The sequence below is a fragment of the Streptomyces sp. NPDC001663 genome (assembly GCF_042893105.1).
In the GTDB taxonomy this organism is placed as follows: domain Bacteria; phylum Actinomycetota; class Actinomycetes; order Streptomycetales; family Streptomycetaceae; genus Streptomyces.
This window is the reverse complement of record NZ_JBIAUR010000013.1, coordinates 43756-63757: the sequence shown is the minus strand read 5'-3', so window position 1 is coordinate 63757 and position 20002 is coordinate 43756. Positions and strand designations below refer to the sequence as shown.

Genomic DNA, 20002 nt, shown 5'->3' with positions numbered 1-20002 from the left:
GTTCACTCCGACTGAAAGACCGTCACTTCCTGATGCCCGACATTGCCGACCCCCGCTACTTCCAACAACTGGCCCGCACTCTCGACCGGATCACCGCGGAGCTGCCGAGGGCTGAACAGCTACGGCGCGGTGACGACATCAGCCCGGCCATCCGCACCCTGATCAGCGACCTCGGCTTCATCCTGACGGAAATCAGCGAGGAGCTGGAGACCAGTTACCGGCACGAGGTGTACGACCGGCCGGCGCACGGCCCCGCCGAGCGCTACGGGACCTTCGCACTCGCCCAGTGCGCGCCGTCTCTGGGCGCTTCCCTCGGCCACCTCGGGCAGGTCGTCGAGCGGCTCGGCTTCCTCCACCAGCACGTCCTCCAGCCGGCCAACGGCCCACGGACTCCGATTCCGGCCTCCGTGCGTGAGCCGCTCCAGGGCCATCTCTACCAGGTCGCCGAGCTGGTGCGCGCTGGGGCCGGGCAACTGCGCACCGCCTCCGAGGAACTCTCCCGGACCCGTACTGCGCGGTTCACGTCCGGTACGCCGTCTGCGGCGGCTCCCGATACCCCTCCCCGCAGGCGCGGATCGGACACTCAACCCCGCCTGCCGCAAGCACCCGCAACTGCCGGGCACGCCGGGCCTGCCCGGTGAAGAGTGGACCAACTCACGGCCGGACCAACCCCGTTACACCCGGCAGCACGCTCGACGACACCTCTGACGCGCGAGACCTGGAGCACCCCTGAGCAACCCGGACTTCGAGCTGTACGACAACGTCGGCCGCACCGCCGAGCAGATCCACGCCTACCACACCCGCTCCGCCACGAAGGCGGACCTGCACCGCTGGGCCGATCGCGACGCCGAGCCCTTCCGCGTCCGGCACCCCCTGCCGCCCGAGCCCTTCCCTGCCCCGGACCTGAGCCCCTACCGGACAGCTCTGGAGGCGGCCGAGACCCCGGCCGAGTTCCACGCCGCGCTCAACACCTTCCTGGACGCGGTCGAGCCGTTCCTGAACGAGGTCATCGACCACCTGGCCGTCACCGCCCAGTGGAAGGGCCAAAACCGCGGAGGCGAACCCGGATCACCGCCCTGGCTGCTGCGCGGCGCCGCCAGCAGCATAGCGTCTGCGCTCGCCATGGCCACCGAAGCGGATCTCCAGATCCTCCGCGCGCACTACGACCCGCCCCCGAACCTCGACACGCTCCTGAAGACCGGCACCACACCGGGCGTCCCCCCGGCCCCGCCCGGTCCGCAGCCCGGGTCCCCAGGACCACGGCGCTGATCTCCCATGGCCCCACCACCCGCCGCAGCACCTCAGGACCCGATGCCCACGCCCCGCACGACCTTCTTGTCCGCCTTCGCCGCCGCGCTCGCCGAACGTCTGCCCGGCACGTGGTCGAGCGAGTACCACCGTCACCCCACCTACGAGGACCAGCTCCCGATCATCGAACGGCTCTGGGATGCCGGACATGTCGACTACATCGTCAGCCAGGGCACAGACCATGGCGCCGTCCTGAACGGCCCCGACGGACAACAGCTCTACCTCGTCGACCGGCCCCGCTACCGCCACCAGTTCGTGGTGGCGGCCCTGGAGCCCGAGGGCTTCAAGACACATCAGATCTCCCCGGTGCGCGAGCCGAACGGCATCGCCGTCCCCAGCGACCCGGTGCGCGCCGCCGCGGCAGTCACCCGCCGCCTGCTGCCCCGTTACCGGGCCGCCCTGGACACGGTCCGCGACAACGTCCTGGTCCAGCCCGAGCCGCCGTACCGCCGGCCCGCGCCCGAGGTCGCGCAGACCCTCACGCTGGTCTGGTACCCGGACGGCGTGGTGGGGGCACCGTACGACGCGGTGCCCGAGCAGGCGCGCATGACGCTGTTCGGCTGCCGCTTCCAGTACCGCTCGAACGAGTTCGCCTTCGTACTGCCGGCCTCCTACAGCGCCAAGGAGCGTGCCCTGCTGGTCCAGCTCGCCGCCCAGCGACTGATGGCCGAGGGCATCGGGGTCAACTTCCGCCGTGCCGCACCCCTCCCGCCTCCCGTCGCAGCATGGGCAGCCGCCAGCAGGACGCCGGTGGCCACGGGGGCGACGTCCCCCTCCCGGCGGTAGAACACCGCCTCGGCATCAAGGAGTTACCGCTGTCCGCGTCCGATCCCGACCAGCGGATGCTGCTGCACGACATGGCCGACAAGTTCAACGCCGTCTCCGACCAGCTTCCGCTTCCCGACCAGATCCGCCTGGATCCGGCGCTGAGCGAGATCCTGGACGACGAAGTCCGCCACCTGGCCCGCCTGCTGGCATTCCTGGCCGGGGAGAGCGCCTTCCGTCACCGGGCCGCCACCCGCTACCCGGCCCGGCCCACGGCCACGGCCACGGCCACGGTGCGCCGTACGACCCTCGCGCTCGCGAGTGCCGCCGAACCCGCCGGGCTCGCGCTCGCCGCCCTCGGTGCCGCCGTCCGCCACCTCGGCCAGCTCGCCGACCTCGCTCACCAGGCACCCGGCCCTGCCCGCACCCGGGCGATCGCCATCGAGCAGCAACGGCTCGTGGACCGCCTCGGCGACAGCCGCATCCACCTCGCCCGCGCCGCCAAGCAACTGCGCACAGCCGCCGACACCCGCACACCACCGGCCGCGACCGTGCCGTCGGCCGCTGCAGCCGCCTCCCCGTCCCGTTCCCGCTGATCCCGCCCCCGGAGCACTCACATCCCGTCGCACACCACCGCCCGCCAGGCCGCCCTCCTGCTCACCGCTGTGTCCATCGCGCTCACCGCGTCCGCATGCAGCACCACCTCCTCCGGCACGAGCACCCCGGCCAAGGCCACCCGCGCCGCCTCGCCGACCCCGACCCCAGAGCCGGCGCTGACGAAGAACGAGGCCCTCTCCCAGATCTCCCGCTACTCCAAGATCAACAACGAGGCCAATGCGCACTCCAGCCGCAGCATCCTCGACACCGTCGAGGACGGCGCGTTGTACGCGCAGTCGGTCGCGGACTACAAGGAGAACGAGGGCCTGCCCAAGGCCGACCGCGAGACGTACAAGCCGTGGTCGTACGACCTGGACGCCACCGACGTCTACATCCCCCGGATCGCCGCCGGCCAGCAGAAGTGGTTCGCCGCCGTCAGCCTCAGCGGCAAGAAGAAGCAGTACACCCGCGTGCTGGTCATGGCCGAGCAGGCGAAGACGAAGCGGTGGGAGATGGTCGCCACCGTCGACCTCACCGACCCCAGGAAGCTGCCGAAGATCGCCCTGGACGCCCAGGGCTACGCCACCGCCGTGGACGCCACCTCCACCCAGAACGTGGCCGCCCCCGTCGACGTGCTGCGCACCGCCATCGGCGACAACTTCGCCACCGGCGGCGGTCTGTCCGGCAAGAGGGTCTTCGCCTCCTCCAAGGCATCGGCCCGTCAGATCAAGGTCCACGACGAGACCGGCACCAAGTTCGGCACCCGCGGCACCACCCGCTTCTCCCTGGCCGCCACCCAGTACGCCGACAGCTACGCGCTCAAGACCACCGACGGCCAGGCCCTCGTCGTCTTCTCCCACACGCACACCCAGCGCGACATGGTCTTCGCCGGCTACGAGATCATCCCGGGCAAGGACGACCGTGCCTGGCTCGGCACCACCCGCTCCCCCTCCTTCACCTACACGTTCACCTGCTCCGACGCCGCCACCGTCCCGACCACGCCGGGCCAGTCGACGCTGATCGGCTACACCTGCCAGCAAACCGACGCCCATGCCTGAGCGCCCCGTCGTGACCGGCCGCCCCGGCGCCTCGCCGGTCGAGGAACCGGCCTTGCCCATATCGGAGTTCACCCGAGCGCTCGCCGACCGCCTGCCCGGCTGGCAGGCCGACCCGACTGCGGTGCCCATCGCCACCGACCCGGCCAGCGACCGGATCTGGGACAGCGGCCCCCTGCCGTACGCCGCGTTCCAGACGGACAACATCCAGCGCAGCGTGCTCACCCACCACTGGGGCCTGCAGCTGTACGTCATGCCCCGCCCCCACCGCACCGGCGAGTACCTGGCGCTGCCGATGCTGCCCGCCAACACCAGCCACCAGCACGTGACGGGCCTGCGCGCCCCACGCGGGATCGCCGTCCCAGCCGACCCCGTCCGCGCCGCGGCGCGGCTGCACCGGCGGCTGCTGACCGACTACCGCCTCGCCTCGCCCACCCCGATCCGGCGCAGCAGCCTGGGCCACCTCCAGGTCCACGTCGCCCTCGACGAACGCCGCCGTCCGCGGATCCGCACCGGTTACCTCGGCGCCGTCAGCGAACTGCTCGCCCGCGGCGGATTCCTCCTCGACCCGGCCACCGGCGAATGCCACTTGCCGGACTCTCTCACCGACACGGCGGCCCGGCGCCAGCTGACCATCAGCGTGCACCGCCTCCGGCTGAAGGGCTTCCACATCGCCATCCCCTCACCCGACGGCCCGCGCACCTATCCGCCCCATGCGCCCGCCGCACCGCGCAGGGGGCAGCGCCGATGAGCCTGGCCAACGACGCCGTCGTCCGCGCCCGCCTGGCCAGCTGGCAGCGCCACATCAGCGAGTCCGCCACCCGCCTGGTTCCACCACAGACCGGCAGCGCGCTGGCCGCACTCGCGCCCATGCTGGAGCAGCTGATCACGGTGAACGACCTCTCCCATGTGCTCGTCGCGGATCTGCGGCAAACCACGGACAGCTCCCTCGGTGCTACCAGGGCGGGACGCGACTACCTCGCCCAGCTCGCCGCCGCCCTCGCCCACACCAACCGTGCCGCCGCCCACCTGAGTACGACGGTGATCGGGCTTACCGACACCCATCGCCTCACGCCCCGCCCGGGCACCGCCGCCCCCGCCGAGAGCCAGCTGGCCGTCACCCTCGGTCACGCCGCCGCCCTGCGCAGCCTCCACCGCGCGCTTGAGGCCGTCACCCGCCCGCTCGCCGGGCCGGAGCAGAGCTCGGGCCCCTCCTCGGCACCCGTCGTCGGGCAGCACAGCCGGGCCACTGACACCGGCAGCATCCAGCCCACCCGCCGACGGCCCTGACGGCACCGGCATCACCTAACCGCTGTCTCTTCAACTCCCGAAGGAATCTCCTGTCCATGCCCCACCTGCCCCCGGTCACGGTCGTCATCGCCACTCGTCTCAGCGAAGACCGGATCGGCCGCCTGGGGGCCATGCACGCCAGCCTCGACCGGCAGAGCGTGCCCTGGGAAGCGGTGATCGCCCTCGACGGCGCCGATCCGCGGCGGCTGCCGGCCTCGCTCGCCGACGATGCCCGCGTACGCGTCCTGCCGCTGCCCCGGGTGGGAGCAGCCTGCGCTCGCAACCTCGCGCTGAACGAGGTACGCACCGCCTACGTGAACTGGGCGGACGACGACGACCTGTTCACCGACGACGCGATGGCCGTACGGCTGTGCGTGCTGGAGGCCACCGGCCTGGGCTGGTGCGCGGGCTACGGCGAGAACCTCTACCCGGACGGCACGACTTCCTTGTGGCGCTGCCCGGCTCCGCCCGGCCGGCACGCGGCCGGCGACGTGTGGACGTACTGGAAGGACCCGTGCGCCACCATCCCGGTCGGGCCGACCACGATCCTCGCGCGCACCGATCTGGTGCGCGCTGCACCGATGGGCGGCCTGGTCCAGGGCGAGGACTACATGGCCGCGATCGGCGTCACCTGCCTCGCGTCCGGCGTCCTGCTGCCCGTGCCGGTCTACCGCTACCGCAAACACCCAGGCCAGATGACCCGCCAGGACACCTACGACGTCCTGGAGCCAGCCCCCCGCCGGCATGCGTGGAACTACGGGCGCAGCCTGCGAGCCGCCCTCTCCGCCCCGGCGACGAGCGATGCGGCCGGGGTGGTGTGATGGCCTCCGCCGTCTCCCAGACCACGCTCGATCACCTGGCCCGGCGTCTGGACGAACTGGCCGCCGAATTCCCCACCCGGCCCGAGGCCGTCAACCTGGTCACGCTCGCCGACGACATCGCCACGCTCTCCCACTATCTGCAACACGCCGTTGAACGCGCCCGGGAACGGTTCGCCGCCCCGGCCACGGTCCACGCACCGGAACGTCTCGTCCTGGTCCGGCTTGCCCAGGCGACCGCGGGCATGGCGCACGCTCTGGACACCCTGGCCGAGGCACTCACCTACGCCACGACCGGCTTCCAGCGCGCGGCCGTACGCGACCTTGGCCACACGCATCTGCGCAACGACCCCCAGGTTCTGCGGATGCTGACGGCCGAGAAGTACGTCGCGGCCCGAGCCCGGCTCCGGAATACCGCCGCCGACCTGCGCACCGCCTCGCCCCCGGCCGGTACTCCCGCGCCACGCGCGACCCGCCCGGTCGCCCGGACCACCGCCGCACCGCAGCGGACCCGTTCCTGAACTCCCCTTCGAGGAAAGCCGCGTTGTCGCCGAACCCTCCCGCCCAGATCACCGTGGCCTTCGGCCGCCACTTCGACGGTCTGATCGCCATCGCCCACGGCGATCAGTGGCCATGGGCGCACACCGCCCTGGAGCAGGCCGGCTTCACCAAGCGGGACGATGGCAGCTTCCACACTCCCGGCGACAGCGTGCCGGTGGCGATGGCGACGCTGCTGCCGATCGCCCGCCGTCACCGGGCCACCGTCCGGGTGAGCGGCCGTCCGTACCTCGGCGATATCGCCGACCAGATCGCCGCACGGCGCCCGGACGGTGGACCGCTCAGATCGAGATCTACAGCAATCCCCTCTGGCAGGAAGACCTCCTGCCCTACCTGTGGGACCGGGGCGACCTCGCCCGAGCCGTGACGGATCGGCGCGTGCCGTACGCGGCGAAGCTCGACAGCGACACGGGCATCGAGCTGCTGCTCGCCGAGCACGGCCCGGATCCCGAACGCGGCTATCTGATCGGGGCGTTCGCCTCCTACGAGGAGTTCGAGGACAGCTACGACAACCCCCACGCGCCCGCCAGCATCACCCTTCCCGCAGAGCCGGGCCCGGCCGCGCAGGTCATCAGGGACACGCTCCTGCCCGCCTACCACCGCGCCCTCCACGAACGCCGTACGGGCGCCGTCCTGGCGGCCCTCGACGCGATCCGCGCCGAGTACGACATCCTCCAGGCGATGCGTGATTCCGGGCGCATCAGCGACGGCGTGCCCCTGCGCTCTCCCACGGCGCTGACGGAGGCGGCGAAGGTGTTCGTCGAACGGGTCTGGCTGGAGTTCCTGCCCGTTCTCACGTACGCGCCCGGCGTGCTGGCCAACTGCACCACCGCCCTCCCACACCATCCCGCCGACGCCGGCGTCGTCCACCGCCTCGGTGACGCCCTGGCCTCCTGCACCCCGGCTATGCAGGAGTGGCAGCGCCGGCTCCGGGAGCTGCGGTTCCGGCCTCCCATGTCCCTGGAGCCGCCGGAGCAGTTGCGCACCCGGCTCGGACGGCAGGTACTGCCGTCCCTCGGGGCCTGGCTCGCCGAAGCCGACGCCTTCGCGCGCATCGCCCACGCCGCCCGCCCCGGCGATGCCCCGCCCCCAGGCACCGTGGCGCCCGCTCCCACCGTCCGGCCCGCCCTGCCGCCTCCCTCCCCCTCCCCGCACCGCTGACCAGAAGAAGGGCCCCTTTTCCTGTTCGACCACTTCCGCTTCGCCGTCCATCCCGAGCACGGCTACGTGGCCGAAGTCGGCTCCCCGTTCCCCGGCCACCTGGCCGACTGGCTGCTCGCCCGTGAACAGTTCGAGCCGGTCCCCGGCGCCGCGGGCCTGTACCGGCTCACCACACCCGAGCGCGACGGGCAGCGCCGCGCCCGCCAGGCTGTCCACGACCTGCGCCGTCTCGGCTACCGCGTACTCGCCGACGCCGCCCTCGACCCCCCGGCCTCACCCCGCCCGCTCCAGGACCGCAGGACGCACGAACGGCGCAGCCGTCTCGCCCAGGCAGCCGCCCGCCCGTCCCCCCAGATCGGCCCGGCCCGCGCCACCTCCGTCCCACCCGGGCCGGACCCGGCCGCGCACGCGCCCACCGTGCGCCCGCCCAGGAGCCCCGGCAAAGGTCCCTTGAGCCGCTCCCTCACCCACTTCGGGTAACCGGTCGCCCGGCCCCACAAGATCACCTCACAGGAAGCATGCCTGACTACTCTTTCACCACGCTCCCCACGGCCGTCCTCTTCACGATCACCGCTGCGACCAGTGCAGAAGCGGAAGCACTCGCCGCACAGCTCGGGGACGAGGCCCACGGTCTGGACTCCCTCGCCAGGCTGGAGGTGACGATCGAAGAGATCACCTTCGGGGATCCTGCCGACCTGGAGAGGGTCGATGCGGATGCGGGCATCACTGCTTGCGCCGACCTGGAGATCAGCCGTTCCGCTGCCGTCCCTGTCGCACAGCGGGCGGCCACGGTGACACCCGGCACCGAGCCGATCCGTATCGTGCGCGAGCGGGGCGGCGAGGTCGAAGTCACCGGCCACATCGACGCGTTCGCGTCCGACGTGCTGCGCAGAGCCGGTTTCCGCTTCGAACCCACCCTGCGCAGTGTCTGGATCCGTCTCCCGTTCGACATGGGCCACGCCTGGGAGAACGATCGCGCCTCCTGGGCAGCCGAGATGCTCACCGTCGCCCGCTACCACGTAGAACTCGCCCCCGACCTGCACGCAGCCGCCCCCGGAGCGACAGCTCCCACCGGCCCGGTACGCCCAGCCACGACGACTGCCGCCCCACCCAGCCGTCCGCCGCGCCGCCGGTCCTGACACCCAGGAGCCTCTCCATCCCCGACACCCCCGCACGGGACACGGCCGATTTCGTCTTCCGGGCACGCGACTTCCGGACGCGCATGGCCGTCCTCGACCGCGAGATCCAGACCGCGCTCGACACCACTCGCGACCGGTACGGCCGCACCGTCCACCACCGCGCCGGGGCAACGGCCCGCGCCCGCCGCAACCAGACGGCCCTTGCCCTCTACGCCGCTCAACTCGTCCCGCACGCCGATGCGTTGCTGGACGCGGCCCGCAGCACCCTCGACACGCTGCCTCCGGCCCGGCACACCAGCGCCTGGCGCGACCTGCTCGACGCCCTCGCCGCCTCCCACACCGAGATCACCGGCGTGCTCAAGCGCCCCGCCTGTGAAGGGACGTCCGCCGAGCGGGAGCAGCACGCCGCTGTGTGGCCCCACCTCGTCTTCTGGGCCGAGCACGGCAGTCTCGCCGCCGACCTCGCCGACGCCTCCCGCCTGAACCAGCAGTCCGGCACCGGGCTCACCGCGGAGGAAGGGCAGATGTGGACCGAGATGGCCCAAGCCGCCCAACGGCGGCGGGAGTTGGACTTGATCGAGTCGTGGTACGCGGTCGACGGCCGCCTCATCACGCTCGCCTACCTAGCCGAGGGCAACACCGACACCGTGATCGCTCTCGTCGGCGACCCGGACGCGCCGGGCTGGCAGGTGATCGGGCAGTTCGACAACGAGTACACGGCCTCGCTGGCGTTGCCGAGGCCCGTGACGCCCGGTGTCCTGCGCGCGGACTCCTCCTCCCGGTTCAACCGGCCGGAAGCCGCGCCCGAACAGCCCCTCCACGATCTCCTGCGGGATGTCATCGAGGCGCGCGGCGCCGGCGAGGTCTCCGAGGCCCTGCTCAGCGCCACGCGGATGGGCTACGCCGCAGGTCCCATGGTCCAGCTGGCACAACTCCTCGACACGGTCGCCGAGTTCTCCCACGCCCTGAACACTGTGCAGGGCCGGCAGATCGGTGCCCGACTCGAAACGCTCGGCCGGCAGTTCGCCTTCCTGGTCCGCGAGGTCCACGTCGCGGACCAGGATCTCGGAGCCACCGTCGCCGTCCTTCCCCCGCACCGCACCCCCAAACCGCCGCGGATCCGGTCACGTCCCGCCCTGGACACCGCACCCCCTGCCCCGCCGGCACGCACCGCGTCCCCCGCGCGGCGCCTGTGACCTACCCCGCAGGCATGTCCGTGTCCGAGTACACGACTTCAACTTCCCTTCTCATCAGCACGTTTAAGGAGCTTGACCGATGACTGTTGTTGGTACACCCGGCTATCAGAACGTGCGGAAAGGCGAGTCAGGTAGCTGAGGGGCGGTGAGGCCCGCCCTGGAGCATGTCGGCAGTCATTGCCCATCGTTCGTGGTCCAGCCACGCACCGTTGATGTGCTGGAAGCTCCGGGCCCGCCTCGCCTTCGCCCAACACCCCACCGCTTCCCCGCCACCACCGACAGGAGTTCCGCCGTGCCCGAAGCACCAGCAGAGCCGTTCATGACGATCCGGCACACCGTCACCGGCGAGATCACCACCACCGGCTACAACGCCGCCGCCCGGCGGATCCTGCTCCAGGACGGCTTCGAAGAGGCGCCGGGCTGCGCCTGCCGAGCGACGGAACCCGGTACGGAGCGGACGCACGGGCCTGCTCGGCAGCCGGCGAGCTGCTCGTCGCCGGCCATCCCCTGCACCTGGACCGGGCCCTCGGTCGGCCGGTGAGCGCCTACGGTACGCCCCGGTCGGCCCGGTCGCCGATGTCGGCACAGTCCGTGATCCGCTCCGAGAACGGCCAGCCTCTCCAGCGCATCGCCAACCCATCCCGCACCCACACCTGTTGAAGGGCCCTCCTTGACCACACCCGGACCGCCTACCAGTCCTGCGCGCACCAAGGGCGGCGAACTACGGGCCAAGGTGGCCCGACTGCTGGCCGACCGGCCGGCGGACACGCTCACCATCGGGGACATGGCCAGGCAGCTGGGCCACTCCCATGGCGCTGTGCGCAACGCCGCCCTCACCCTGGTGCGACGCGGCGAGGCCGACCAAAGCGGAAGCGGACAGCCGGAGTTCCGCGCGAACGCGAAAACCGCCGCAGCCGCGCAGACCGCTGTGATCAGCCCACCGGGCACCCACGCTCCCCGCGCCCATGCGGCAACCGCCCGCACGACCATTCCCGCAGCAGCCGCGCCGAAGCAGACCGGCCCGATCCGCCGCGCGGGGGGCCAGCTCTACCACCCCCGGGAGCTGGCCGATCTGCCCGACGTCGAGGCTTTGAACCGTCTGCGCGACGCCGACGTGCCGGTGCTGCTCTACGGCCCTCCGGGCACCGGCAAGACGAGTCTGGTCGAGGCGGCGTTCGAGGACCTGCTCACCGTCGCCGGTGACGGCGACACCACGGTCGGCGACCTGGTCGGCGAGTACACACAGGACGACGCGGGAGCCTACGTCTTCCAGTACGGTCCGCTGGTCACCGCGATGACCGAGGGCCGCGCCCTGCTGATCGACGATGCCACCTTGATCTCACCGAAGGTCCTGGCGGCGCTGTATCCCGCGATGGACGGGCGCAGGCAGATCCAGGTCAAGGCCCACAAGGGCGAGACCATCAAAGCTGAGCCGGGCTTCTACGTGGTGGCGGGCCACAATCCCGGCGTCCACGGCGCGGTGTTGACAGAGGCGCTCGCGAGCCGGTTCAGCGTGCAAATCCAGATCGGCACGGACTATGACCTCGCCCTGGCGCTGAGGATCGATGCCCGGGTGGTCCGGGTCGCCCGACACCTCGCCCACCAAGTCGAACTCGGCGAGCTGGGCTGGGCCCCCCAACTGCGGGAACTGCTCAGCTACCAGAAGACCGAGGCCGTCCTCGGCACCAAGGCCGCGCTCGCGAACCTCGTCGGCATCGCTCCTGTGGAGGATCGCGACGCCGTCGCCGCCGCCGTCATCAAGGCTGCCGGCGTCAAGGAGGTTGCGCCCCTCACCCTCGGCAAGCAGCTCCCCGCCTCGGCCGTCCGGCAGCCCCCGGGCAGCACCGCCTCCGCGCAACGGGGCCGCTCGCGATGAGCGCCCACCACCACGTCCAGTCCCCCGCCACCACCCGGGACGACGACGCCGACCTCGCGCGCTGGGACGACGACGGCGCCCCGCCCGCGCAACCCCCCTCCTCCCCGGCCGCGTGGCTGCGCGTGGGAGCCGAACTCGGCGACCGGCTGGTCGCCCTCTCCGGCCGCCCCGACCTCCTCGTCACCTGCCGCCCCGGCACGCGCAGCGGCGCACCGGCCGCGTACTTCCCCACGCTGGGCGAGGTCGAGTTCGACGCCGGCCTGTTCGCCCCGCTGAAGCCCCACGAGATCCATCCGCGGATCGTGGGCGACGAGGAGCGGTATCCCGCCGCCTGGGGAGTGTTCGTCCACGAGGCCGCACACGCGGCCCACTCCGTCTGGACACCATCTGCCGGAGCGGACCCCCGTGTCGTCGAGGCCGCGCTCCTACTGGAGGAGAGCCGCGTCGAAGGCGCACACCTGATCACGCGGCCCACGGACCGCACCTACTTGCGCACCAGTGCCCGAACCCTGGTCATGCCCGACATCGCCCACCCCACCCTCCAGGGCATCGAGCACGCCGCCGCCGTGGCGGCCCTGGTCCTGGGCCGCCGTGACGTCGGCATCCTGGACGCCGGCGAGACCCGGGCCGTCGCCGATCTGTGCGCAAAGGTGCTGGGCGCCAACCTGCTGGCCACCCTCACCCGCATCTGGACCGCAGCCCACCAGTGCGCCGACCACGACGCCACGGCCATGCTCGCGCACGCCCAACAATGGTGCGACGCTCTGGACATCGCGACCCCCGCCTTGCCCGTGCCTAAGAACCTCACCGATCTGCTGTCCGACGCCGTGGGGGTCGTCATGGACAGCACGGCCGCCACCGACGCCGCCGACCTCGCGGCACAGGCCGCAGCGACCAACGCCATGGCCGCAAAGTCCACGGCGCAGGCCCAGGACCGCGCCCAGCGGGCCGGCCAGCGACGCAAAGCCGCCGCCACCGCCAAGTCGGTCTTCAACCCGCGTGGCACCACCGTCACCCCCGACGGCACACCAGCCCCCTACGGCAACCCGGTCACCGGCACCCGCAGGCCCACCGCCGCCGAGCAGAGTGCCGCCGCGCGCCTGAGCCGCGCCCTGCGCGCCGCCGCCTACCGCGAGCGGACCGAGGAGCCGACCACCAGCCCCACCCCGCCCGGCCGCCTCAACATGCGCGCGGCCCTCGCCCGCGACGCCCAGCGCGCGGCCGGGTCCATCCCCACCGCGGAACCGTTCACCCACACCCGCCGCCGCAACTCCCCCACCCCACCGCTGCGTGTGGGCATCGCCGTCGACGTCTCCGGCTCCATGCGCGCCGCCTGCGCGCCCGTCGCGTCCGCCGCCTGGATCGTGGCACGCGCAGCAGCCCTGACCGACCCCGACTCCCTCACCGCCACCATCGCCTACGACCAGCACCTGACCGCATTGACCCGGCCCACCCACCGGGCACCAGAGCGCGTGACGACGTTCGATGCAGGCGGCGGCCACCACAACCTCGGCTACGCCATCGACGCACTCGACCACGGCCTCGAACTCAGCCGCCCCGGCGCCGGCCGCCTCCTCGTGATCGTCACCGACGCCCACTACGGCAGCGACGAAACCGCTCAAGCCGTCACCCGCGTCAAGCAGCTCACGACCGCCGGCTGCGCCGTACTCCAGCTCACCCTCACCGCGAAGTCCCAGCACTTGCCGGGGACCACCTTGCTGCACCTGCCCCGGCCCTCCAGCGCTCCCGTCGCCATCGCCACGGCGGCCACAGACGCCATCCGCAGGACACGCTGAGACGACGAGAAGGCGGAAGCGTCCCCGAGACCACCGCCCAGCACTCCAGACCACCTCCGCCCGCCGCATGAATCGTGCATCTGATGCACGACCCTCCGCGACGACGCACGCCACCATCTGTCTGCTCGACCGCACAGACCCGCCCTTAACCCCTGAACTGCCCGCCACCGCAAGGAGATCACCCCGAATATGGCTGTCCGTACGACCTGGAAAATTGTCCACAGCTGTGGACACGAAGTGGCACACAACCTGTCCGACCGGGCCGCTGACCGGCGCGCTGGATTTGCCCGCTGGCTCGAAGGCCGCGACTGCACCGACTGCTGGAAGGCCGCCCGCGACTCCGACACGGAATCCAAGGAAGCCTGGCTCGCCGCCAAGCGCGCCGAGGAGCAGCAGGCCGCCCGCGAGTGGGCCGAGCAGTTCGACATGCCGCCGCTCGAAGGACCCGAGCGGGCCCTGGACTGGGGCGAGCGCTCCCGTCACCAGCTGGTGACCGCCGCGCACACCGCACTGGTCGTCGAAGGCATCTGGGACGAGGCCGACTGGGCCCAGCTGGAGGAGAAGGCCCGCACGGTCACCCGGGCCGGATGGTGGATCGACCAGCGCGACGCAGAAGGCGCTGACCTGCTCGAACTCCTTGACTCCGCAGGAGAGCAGGACCGCGGGACGGAGAACCCGTTCCGGTGACCGGCGGGGGAACATAGCCGACGATCGCCGGTTAGCCAAACCGGCGTTCCTGCGGACCATTGATCCTCTCGCCGACACCCCGCAACTGCGTGGAAGGATCTGCATGTTCCCGCCCTCCTCAACGCCTCCGCCGACGCCGGCCTTCGCGCGGACGCCCGACCCGCTCACCCCCGCCCGGGACATCACCCACGCCCACTTCGAGGCAGGAGACCAGGTCGTCGTCCTCAAAGGCGTGGCCGGCAAGGAGCTTTGGGGGGATGCGATGCGTGTCGTCGCCCCGTCCTGGCACACCCCGACCGACGAGGACGGATGGCGGCTGCGGGATGCCACCGGCGGCGCCCAGACCTACATCACCGCCAACCCCCGCTACCTGGTGCACCTCTCGCGTCGCTGCCCGGACTGCCTGATCTACCTGCGTGCCATGGAGGACCGCCTCCTGCCCCGGCACGCCGGAGCCGACGCGCTCGTCGACTGCGGCTGGTACACCACCACCGCCCTCGGCCAGCTGGTCCACATCGCCGATGTCCGGTCCTGCCGGTGACGCTTCCCCTGCGGCGTCCCGGCCGCGCTCTCGGCCTGCTGCGGGCCAGCACCCGCGTCACCGAGAACACCGCGGACCCGTTGTGGCCGACCCGCCTGGCCGGCAACCTGCGCAAGCTCGGCGCCGACTGGCAGGAGTCGGCCGAGGTGTGTGCGGATGCCGCCTGGGCCGCGCGCGCCGCCGGGAACACCGTCCTCACCCTGCTGCATCCCGGCCAGGTCACCGCCGCCGGCCTCGACCCGGTCACCGCCCGTACCTACCGGCACCTGTACTTTTCGGGGCTTCGGTACGACTTCCGCTGCGCCGCCCTCCAGTCCCTCGCCGAACCGCTCCTGAAGAGTGAACGCGGGCCGCTGGACTGCTACAGCCGGGCCTTGTACGCCTTCGCGCTTCTGGGCCAGTCCCGCCCCGAGGGCCTGGCCGTGATGGACGAGGTCCTCGACGAGGCCGGCGATCACGCCAAGACCCTGCACGTCCTGCTGCACGGACTGTGGCTCGGCCTCGACCTGGACCAGGGTGCGCAGCGGCTCCTCGCCCTCAGCACCCGGCCGCCCCTCCACGCCGCCACGGACCCGATCGTCGCCTTCCGGCGGGCGGGCGCGCTGCGCCGACTCGGCCACTACGACGCGTCCCTCGCGGCCATCGACCGCGCCCTGGACCTGCTGCCGCCGGGCGACACCACGGTCCACGCCGATCTCGTGCGCGAGCGGTCCCGACCGCGACCGCCCGCGACCTTCACCACCACCTTCTCGTCCCCGGAGGCAACCCCACGTGATCCCCCGCGTCAACGAACGCACCCACAGCGCACACGATCCGCTCAGCGAGGCCCTCGGCAGGGCGGTCATGCCGAAGGACGGTCTGACCGAGCACACGATCGTCGCCTACTGGCCCGCCCTGGACTCGTACACCCTGGACGACGAGCAGGCGACGTGGAGCGCCGTCCAGTGGGCCGACCACCTCGAAGACCCGCTCTTCGAGAACCCGTTCGCGGCCAGCCCCCGCGGTGACCGGCAGGCCATCTCCCACCTCAATGTCCGCCTCCACCCCGACGACCGTGACCTCAGCGGTGCGGAGTGGGCCGAGATCGCCCACCGTCTCGCCCGCGCCGCCGGAATCGAGGTCCCTGGCGACGCGAACAGCTGCCGGTGGATCGCCGTCCAGGCCAAGCCCGGCCGCCTCGACCTTGTCGCCAACCTCATCCGCCTCGACGGCACCTGGCAGCACCCGCCCGTCGATCTCGGCCGACGCCTGAACGACGAGGCCCGGCGCATCGAGCAGGACCTGCACCTCATCCCGGTAGCGACCTCCGCCGGCCCGGGCTCCACGCGGAGCCTGCCAACCGCGTCGGCCCAGCTCGCGGGCCTGCTCACGCAGCTGGCCGACGAGCAGTCGGGACCGCTGGCCACCGTCCGGGGGCTGATCGAGCACACCGCCCACCGCCTCGCGCACCAGGCGGGCACCGCCGGCTCGGACACCGCGCGCCGCCTGGAACTGATCGCCACCCGCCTTCACCACGTCCAGGAGGACCTCGACGCCACGGCCGGCCGGCTCGCCGCGCCACCCCGTCTGCGTACGGCGCCTGCCCCGGCTCCGCCCGCCACGCACCGTAGGAGAAACGCTTCTTTGCCTTCGGCCGATCGCTTCCTGACCGTCCAGCGTGACCCGCACTCCGCTGAGGTCCTCGCTCGCGGCGGCGGCAGTGAGGCGCACAGCATCCTGGAGCGCGTGGGCTTCGTGCCCGTCGTCCGCCTCCACGAGACCTTCCACCGCGCCCCCACCGGCCTGGCCCCGGACACCGAGACCCGGCTCGCCACCGAGGCTGTCGCCCGCCTCCGCGCCGCCAGCTACTACGTCGCCTGCGACGAGGAGTTCGCCACCGATCGCCGTCCGGCCCGCTATCCCACGCTGGGGTCCTCGGTCGCCCACCTCGCCGTACGCCTCCGCGAGGCGACCACCACCGAGGACGCGGCCGACGTTCTCACCGAGCTGACCGCCCCGTACGACGGCGTCCTCGCCGCGATCGAGCAAGTCCTGTACGCCGCGGCCGACTTTCACGATGGTCTCGGCGCGGCAGCCGGCCCGTACACCGCCCGGCGGCTGCGCCATCTCGCCGACGAGCATCTGCACGTTCTGCGCACCGACCTCATCCACACCCGCAACGCCCTCGCCGACCGGCACGCTCCGCACCCCCGCCGCCGCGCCTGCGCCCAAGAGGTTCCGGCCGAGGAACGCGAACGCTCCGCCGTGTGTGCCTGCCCACCCCCGCCGCGCACCGCGCCGGTGCCACCCCCACCCGCGGTGGTCGCCGGGCTGCGCCGCTGATCTCCCTTCCCTCTCAAGGACACCATGCACCCCTACGATGACCCTGAGCGCCTCGCCTCGTACGCCGACGTCCTCGCCGGTGAACTCCCCGGCGACTGGACTAGCGCCTACCACCCGTCCGACGACAAGGACGACCTCGCCGAACTGACGGACCGTATCTGGGACTTGGACCTCGTCGCCGCCGCCCTGGCCGAGCAGCCGCTGCGGCAGGCGGCCGTCCTGTCCCGCCCGGACGGCGCCCAGCTCGCCGTCATCGACCGGCCCGGCGAGCGCGAGGGCTTCCTCATCGCCGCCGTCGCCCCGCGCGGTCTGCCGGACGAGGCGTACCGCGGCGTGCGTGAACCAAGCGGCATCACGCTGACGGACGATCCGTTCCTGGGGGCCGAGCGGGTCGCCGGTGACCTGCTCGCCCGCTACGAGACCGCGCTCGCCCAGGTCCGCCACAACGCCGCCGCCGACGTCCAGCCGTCGACACCCGACCGGGTCATGCTGACCTGGCAGCCAGACGGCAGCCTGGCCGCCGCCCCCGTCGGCGAGATCGCCCCGGACGTGCTGGCCGCCCACGGCTTCGTCCCCGAACAGCAGACCGGGATCTACCGTCTCAGAGGCGACGACACCACAGTGCAGGCCCGCGCCGTCCGCGCGTTGGGACTGCGGCTCAATGCCCATGGCATCGCTCTGGCAATCCCGCATCCCTCGGGCCGGGTCGCCCCCGCCGCCACCCCGCCCGCCGCGCCGGCCCCAGCCGCGCCCCGGTCCTCGGCGACCAGGACGCGATGACGCCGGGCGAGCCTGACTTCGCGGTGCGGGAGTACATCACCATCACCAAGGACTCCCGCACCGGGCTGGTCATCGCCCTCGGCGGCACCCAGGAAGCGGCCGGCATCCTCCAGCGCAACGGTTTCCTCGATGCCCCCGGTCCCCGGGGCGAATACCACCGCCTCCCTCACCACCTCTCGATCGAAGAGGAGCGGGGAAAGGCCACGGCCGCCTCGCACGCCTTGCTCGGCGCCGGCTACAGCGTCCACCTCGACCCAGCGCTGAACGCCTTCGATGCGCCCGACGGCGAACGCGAGGCCGCCCGGCGCTATCTCGCCCAGCTCTCCCGGCGGGCCTTGGACGCGCGCAGCGGCGCCGAGGCCGCCGCGGTCCTGACCGAGATCGCCGAACCCGATGCGGGCCTGCTGACGCTCCTGCGCGAGGCCGTCGTCGGCACCTTCATCAGCTGGTCCCATGTGCTGAGAGCCGCGGGCGCGGACCCTGAACCGGCCGCGCGGCTCGGGGAGACGGCCCATGCCCTCGCCCGCACCGCCGACAGCATCCTCCTCGCCCGCAATCACGCCGCGCGCACTGGCCACCGGCCGGCACCCACCACGACGACGCCCAGTGCGGCGGCACGTCCCTCCGCACCCCTGTCCCGCCACCACTGAACCGGAGACCCGTTCGTGGGAAATCGTGCCGATGACGAAGGCACCGACATAGTGATCTACCGCAGGCCCCTGACCGACACCGTCCACGCCGACACCCTCACCGGCGCTCCCGAACAACTCCTCGCGCTGCTCGACGAGTTGGGCTTCGAACGCCACACCGTCCGGCCCATCGGTGACGAGGGACCTGCCTACATCTGGCACGAGGCCCCCGGCCACCTCGGCGAGGACGAGACGAAGCAGCTGGCCACCCGTGCCGTTCCCGCCCTCCTCGCGGCCGGTTACACCGTTCACATCCCCGGCTATCTCTTCGATCAAGACGTCTACCGCCGCGCCGTGGAGGACCTCCGCGCGCAGCGGATCACAGCGGCAGCCGCTTCGCCCGCAGCGGCCCGCCCGTCCCGCCGCCCGCGTGGCTGAACCGTCCCAGCCCGCTCTCCGTCCGACAGGAGTACACCCCGGTTGCCGCCGCGTCCGCCGTCTGCCGTCCCCTATGTGCTGGCCGCTCCGGGCCACCTCGCCGGCGGGGGTGATTGGGAGCATCTGACCGAGTTGCTGCTGCGCGGACACGGCTGGCACAACATGTCCACGATCGACCAGCACACCGCGCTGGCCAGCCCCGACGGGCGCCTGCACGTCGTCCACCAGAGGCGGGCGGGCTGGACCTGGAACCTGCGCGCCACCGACCCGGACGGACGCCAGTGGGAAGTACTCCTCGGCGCGCATCTGCCCGTCGAGTACGTCACCGCCATGGTCGACACCATGCGCCACCCGCCAACCACCAGCAGCTCCACGGTCCTTGACCCTCTGCTGGAGGCAGGCTGGATCCCGGACGGCACCGGCCCCGCCTCGACGGCGGTGTCACCAGACGGCCTGGTCCGCGTCACCGAGGAATCCGCCCGCCACGACGCACCGAGACCGTGGCACGCCGAGTGCGCGGTGAACCGGTACCGCTGGTGGACAGCCGCCTTCAGTACCCATACCCCGCCCGCGGTCGTCACGGCGTTCACCCGCAGCCTCGCCCGCGAGGACCCGCTGCCGCGGATGGCCATCTGCATGCCGATGTACGGCTGCGGGCCCTACACCCGACTGGCCCGGACATCGCACGGCTGGAACGACGAGCAGGCCCTGCTCGAAGCGCGGATCGCCGACGCCCGCGCAGACGGGCCAGCGGGCCGAAGGCCGCTGCCGCGCCGCCGAAGCCCGCCTCGCCGACTCCGGCCGGCCGTCACCGCTGACCCGCGGGCCACCGCCGTCCCCGGTCCACCTCACCTTCTTCGTCCAGGAGCCCTCCGTACCCCGCACTCCCCCTCGTACCGCACCACCTCCGATCACCGCTGAGCGTCCGCCCCGTCTGGCCGTCTTCCTCTTCCGCCGCTACCTGCGCGCCTGCATCCCCGTCCGCCCCGACCACACCGTGCCCCTGGCCGGCTCACACCCCGCGACCGTGCGCGCCGACGCCCGAC

23 protein-coding genes are annotated in these 20002 nt (G+C 72.3%); all 23 read left to right on the top strand.

Translation table 11 applies throughout. The features are described 5' to 3' along the window. The first annotated feature begins 32 nt into the window (after window positions 1-32). Complete coding sequence (locus ACFY1L_RS36140; RefSeq protein WP_388833855.1) at window positions 33-641, top strand: hypothetical protein; 609 nt, start codon at window positions 33-35, stop codon at window positions 639-641. A gap of 670 nt (window positions 642-1311) precedes the next feature. Beyond that, window positions 1312-2094, top strand: coding sequence for a hypothetical protein (locus tag ACFY1L_RS36135; RefSeq protein WP_388833852.1), 783 nt, complete (start codon window positions 1312-1314; stop codon window positions 2092-2094). Continuing rightward, a complete protein-coding gene (locus ACFY1L_RS36130) occupies window positions 2034-2669 on the top strand; it encodes a hypothetical protein (protein ID WP_388833849.1) in 636 nt (211 codons plus the stop codon). Before ACFY1L_RS36135 ends, ACFY1L_RS36130 begins: the two co-directional genes overlap by 61 nt. A 69-nt stretch (window positions 2670-2738) precedes the next feature. Further along, window positions 2739-3728, top strand: a complete 990-nt coding sequence (locus tag ACFY1L_RS36125) for a hypothetical protein (protein WP_388833846.1) — start codon at window positions 2739-2741, stop codon at window positions 3726-3728. Then, window positions 3721-4476 carry a hypothetical protein gene (locus ACFY1L_RS36120; RefSeq protein WP_388833843.1) on the top strand — a complete coding sequence of 252 codons (756 nt, stop codon included), beginning with the start codon at window positions 3721-3723 and terminating at the stop codon, window positions 4474-4476. The genes ACFY1L_RS36125 and ACFY1L_RS36120 overlap by 8 nt, the downstream gene beginning before the upstream one ends. After that, window positions 4473-5015, top strand: a complete 543-nt coding sequence (locus tag ACFY1L_RS36115; RefSeq protein WP_388833840.1) for a hypothetical protein — start codon at window positions 4473-4475, stop codon at window positions 5013-5015. The genes ACFY1L_RS36120 and ACFY1L_RS36115 overlap by 4 nt, the downstream gene beginning before the upstream one ends. Window positions 5016-5146: 131 nt before the next feature. Further along, window positions 5147-5836, top strand: a complete 690-nt coding sequence (locus ACFY1L_RS36110) for a glycosyltransferase (RefSeq protein ID WP_388834732.1) — start codon at window positions 5147-5149, stop codon at window positions 5834-5836. Further along, window positions 5836-6354, top strand: coding sequence for a hypothetical protein (locus ACFY1L_RS36105; RefSeq protein WP_388833837.1), 519 nt, complete (start codon window positions 5836-5838; stop codon window positions 6352-6354). Before ACFY1L_RS36110 ends, ACFY1L_RS36105 begins: the two co-directional genes overlap by 1 nt. Before the next feature lie 23 nt (window positions 6355-6377). After that, the gene (locus ACFY1L_RS36100; protein ID WP_388833834.1) at window positions 6378-6758 is read left to right on the top strand and encodes a hypothetical protein; all 381 of its coding nucleotides are present in this window, start codon (window positions 6378-6380) and stop codon (window positions 6756-6758) included. Window positions 6759-6769: 11 nt separating this feature from the next. Next, window positions 6770-7552, top strand: a complete 783-nt coding sequence (locus ACFY1L_RS36095; protein ID WP_388833831.1) for a hypothetical protein — start codon at window positions 6770-6772, stop codon at window positions 7550-7552. Window positions 7553-7618: 66 nt separating this feature from the next. After that, a complete protein-coding gene (locus tag ACFY1L_RS36090; protein ID WP_388833828.1) occupies window positions 7619-8032 on the top strand; it encodes a hypothetical protein in 414 nt (137 codons plus the stop codon). A 38-nt stretch (window positions 8033-8070) separates the two neighbouring features. Continuing rightward, entirely contained in the window at window positions 8071-8691 is a 621-nt protein-coding gene (locus tag ACFY1L_RS36085; RefSeq protein WP_388833825.1) for a hypothetical protein, read from the top strand. 83 nt (window positions 8692-8774) lie between these two features. Further along, the gene (locus ACFY1L_RS36080; protein ID WP_388833822.1) at window positions 8775-9887 is read left to right on the top strand and encodes a hypothetical protein; all 1113 of its coding nucleotides are present in this window, start codon (window positions 8775-8777) and stop codon (window positions 9885-9887) included. A 319-nt stretch (window positions 9888-10206) separates the two neighbouring features. Beyond that, window positions 10207-10428 carry a hypothetical protein gene (locus ACFY1L_RS36075; RefSeq protein ID WP_388834728.1) on the top strand — a complete coding sequence of 74 codons (222 nt, stop codon included), beginning with the start codon at window positions 10207-10209 and terminating at the stop codon, window positions 10426-10428. Between the two features lie 192 nt (window positions 10429-10620). After that, window positions 10621-11763: an AAA family ATPase gene (locus ACFY1L_RS36070; RefSeq protein WP_388834723.1), complete on the top strand. Its 1143-nt coding sequence runs from the start codon at window positions 10621-10623 to the stop codon at window positions 11761-11763. Beyond that, window positions 11760-13559 (top strand): hypothetical protein, encoded by a 1800-nt coding sequence (locus tag ACFY1L_RS36065; protein ID WP_388833819.1) that lies wholly within the window; start codon window positions 11760-11762, stop codon window positions 13557-13559. Before ACFY1L_RS36070 ends, ACFY1L_RS36065 begins: the two co-directional genes overlap by 4 nt. Before the next feature lie 237 nt (window positions 13560-13796). Then, window positions 13797-14246 carry a hypothetical protein gene (locus ACFY1L_RS36060; RefSeq protein WP_388833817.1) on the top strand — a complete coding sequence of 150 codons (450 nt, stop codon included), beginning with the start codon at window positions 13797-13799 and terminating at the stop codon, window positions 14244-14246. A gap of 103 nt (window positions 14247-14349) precedes the next feature. Beyond that, window positions 14350-14787, top strand: coding sequence for a hypothetical protein (locus ACFY1L_RS36055; protein WP_388833814.1), 438 nt, complete (start codon window positions 14350-14352; stop codon window positions 14785-14787). A gap of 843 nt (window positions 14788-15630) precedes the next feature. After that, window positions 15631-17109, top strand: a complete 1479-nt coding sequence (locus ACFY1L_RS36050) for a hypothetical protein (protein WP_388833811.1) — start codon at window positions 15631-15633, stop codon at window positions 17107-17109. A 24-nt stretch (window positions 17110-17133) separates the two neighbouring features. Then, window positions 17134-17889, top strand: a complete 756-nt coding sequence (locus ACFY1L_RS36045; RefSeq protein WP_388833804.1) for a hypothetical protein — start codon at window positions 17134-17136, stop codon at window positions 17887-17889. Then, window positions 17886-18539, top strand: coding sequence for a hypothetical protein (locus tag ACFY1L_RS36040; RefSeq protein WP_388833797.1), 654 nt, complete (start codon window positions 17886-17888; stop codon window positions 18537-18539). Before ACFY1L_RS36045 ends, ACFY1L_RS36040 begins: the two co-directional genes overlap by 4 nt. A gap of 15 nt (window positions 18540-18554) precedes the next feature. Further along, the gene (locus ACFY1L_RS36035; RefSeq protein ID WP_388833794.1) at window positions 18555-18956 is read left to right on the top strand and encodes a hypothetical protein; all 402 of its coding nucleotides are present in this window, start codon (window positions 18555-18557) and stop codon (window positions 18954-18956) included. 42 nt (window positions 18957-18998) lie between these two features. After that, entirely contained in the window at window positions 18999-19877 is an 879-nt protein-coding gene (locus tag ACFY1L_RS36030; RefSeq protein WP_388833791.1) for a DUF317 domain-containing protein, read from the top strand. Window positions 19878-20002 lie beyond the last annotated feature (125 nt).

Excerpts from the sequence above, each read along its gene's own strand:
- ACFY1L_RS36110 (WP_388834732.1), top strand. The coding sequence starts at position 5,147 with ATGCACGCCAGCCTCGACCGGCAGAGCGTGCCCTGGGAAGCGGTGATC.
- ACFY1L_RS36140 (WP_388833855.1), top strand. The coding sequence starts at position 33 with ATGCCCGACATTGCCGACCCCCGCTACTTCCAACAACTGGCCCGCACT.
- ACFY1L_RS36075 (WP_388834728.1), top strand. The coding sequence starts at position 10,207 with ATGACGATCCGGCACACCGTCACCGGCGAGATCACCACCACCGGCTAC.
- ACFY1L_RS36080 (WP_388833822.1), top strand. The coding sequence starts at position 8,775 with ATGGCCGTCCTCGACCGCGAGATCCAGACCGCGCTCGACACCACTCGC.
- ACFY1L_RS36120 (WP_388833843.1), top strand. The coding sequence starts at position 3,721 with ATGCCTGAGCGCCCCGTCGTGACCGGCCGCCCCGGCGCCTCGCCGGTC.
- ACFY1L_RS36115 (WP_388833840.1), top strand. The coding sequence starts at position 4,473 with ATGAGCCTGGCCAACGACGCCGTCGTCCGCGCCCGCCTGGCCAGCTGG.
- ACFY1L_RS36045 (WP_388833804.1), top strand. The coding sequence starts at position 17,134 with ATGCACCCCTACGATGACCCTGAGCGCCTCGCCTCGTACGCCGACGTC.
- ACFY1L_RS36130 (WP_388833849.1), top strand. The coding sequence starts at position 2,034 with ATGGGCAGCCGCCAGCAGGACGCCGGTGGCCACGGGGGCGACGTCCCC.
- ACFY1L_RS36135 (WP_388833852.1), top strand. The coding sequence starts at position 1,312 with ATGCCCACGCCCCGCACGACCTTCTTGTCCGCCTTCGCCGCCGCGCTC.
- ACFY1L_RS36050 (WP_388833811.1), top strand. The coding sequence starts at position 15,631 with ATGCCGAAGGACGGTCTGACCGAGCACACGATCGTCGCCTACTGGCCC.
- ACFY1L_RS36085 (WP_388833825.1), top strand. The coding sequence starts at position 8,071 with ATGCCTGACTACTCTTTCACCACGCTCCCCACGGCCGTCCTCTTCACG.
- ACFY1L_RS36040 (WP_388833797.1), top strand. The coding sequence starts at position 17,886 with ATGACGCCGGGCGAGCCTGACTTCGCGGTGCGGGAGTACATCACCATC.
- ACFY1L_RS36105 (WP_388833837.1), top strand. The coding sequence starts at position 5,836 with ATGGCCTCCGCCGTCTCCCAGACCACGCTCGATCACCTGGCCCGGCGT.
- ACFY1L_RS36065 (WP_388833819.1), top strand. The coding sequence starts at position 11,760 with ATGAGCGCCCACCACCACGTCCAGTCCCCCGCCACCACCCGGGACGAC.
- ACFY1L_RS36055 (WP_388833814.1), top strand. The coding sequence starts at position 14,350 with ATGTTCCCGCCCTCCTCAACGCCTCCGCCGACGCCGGCCTTCGCGCGG.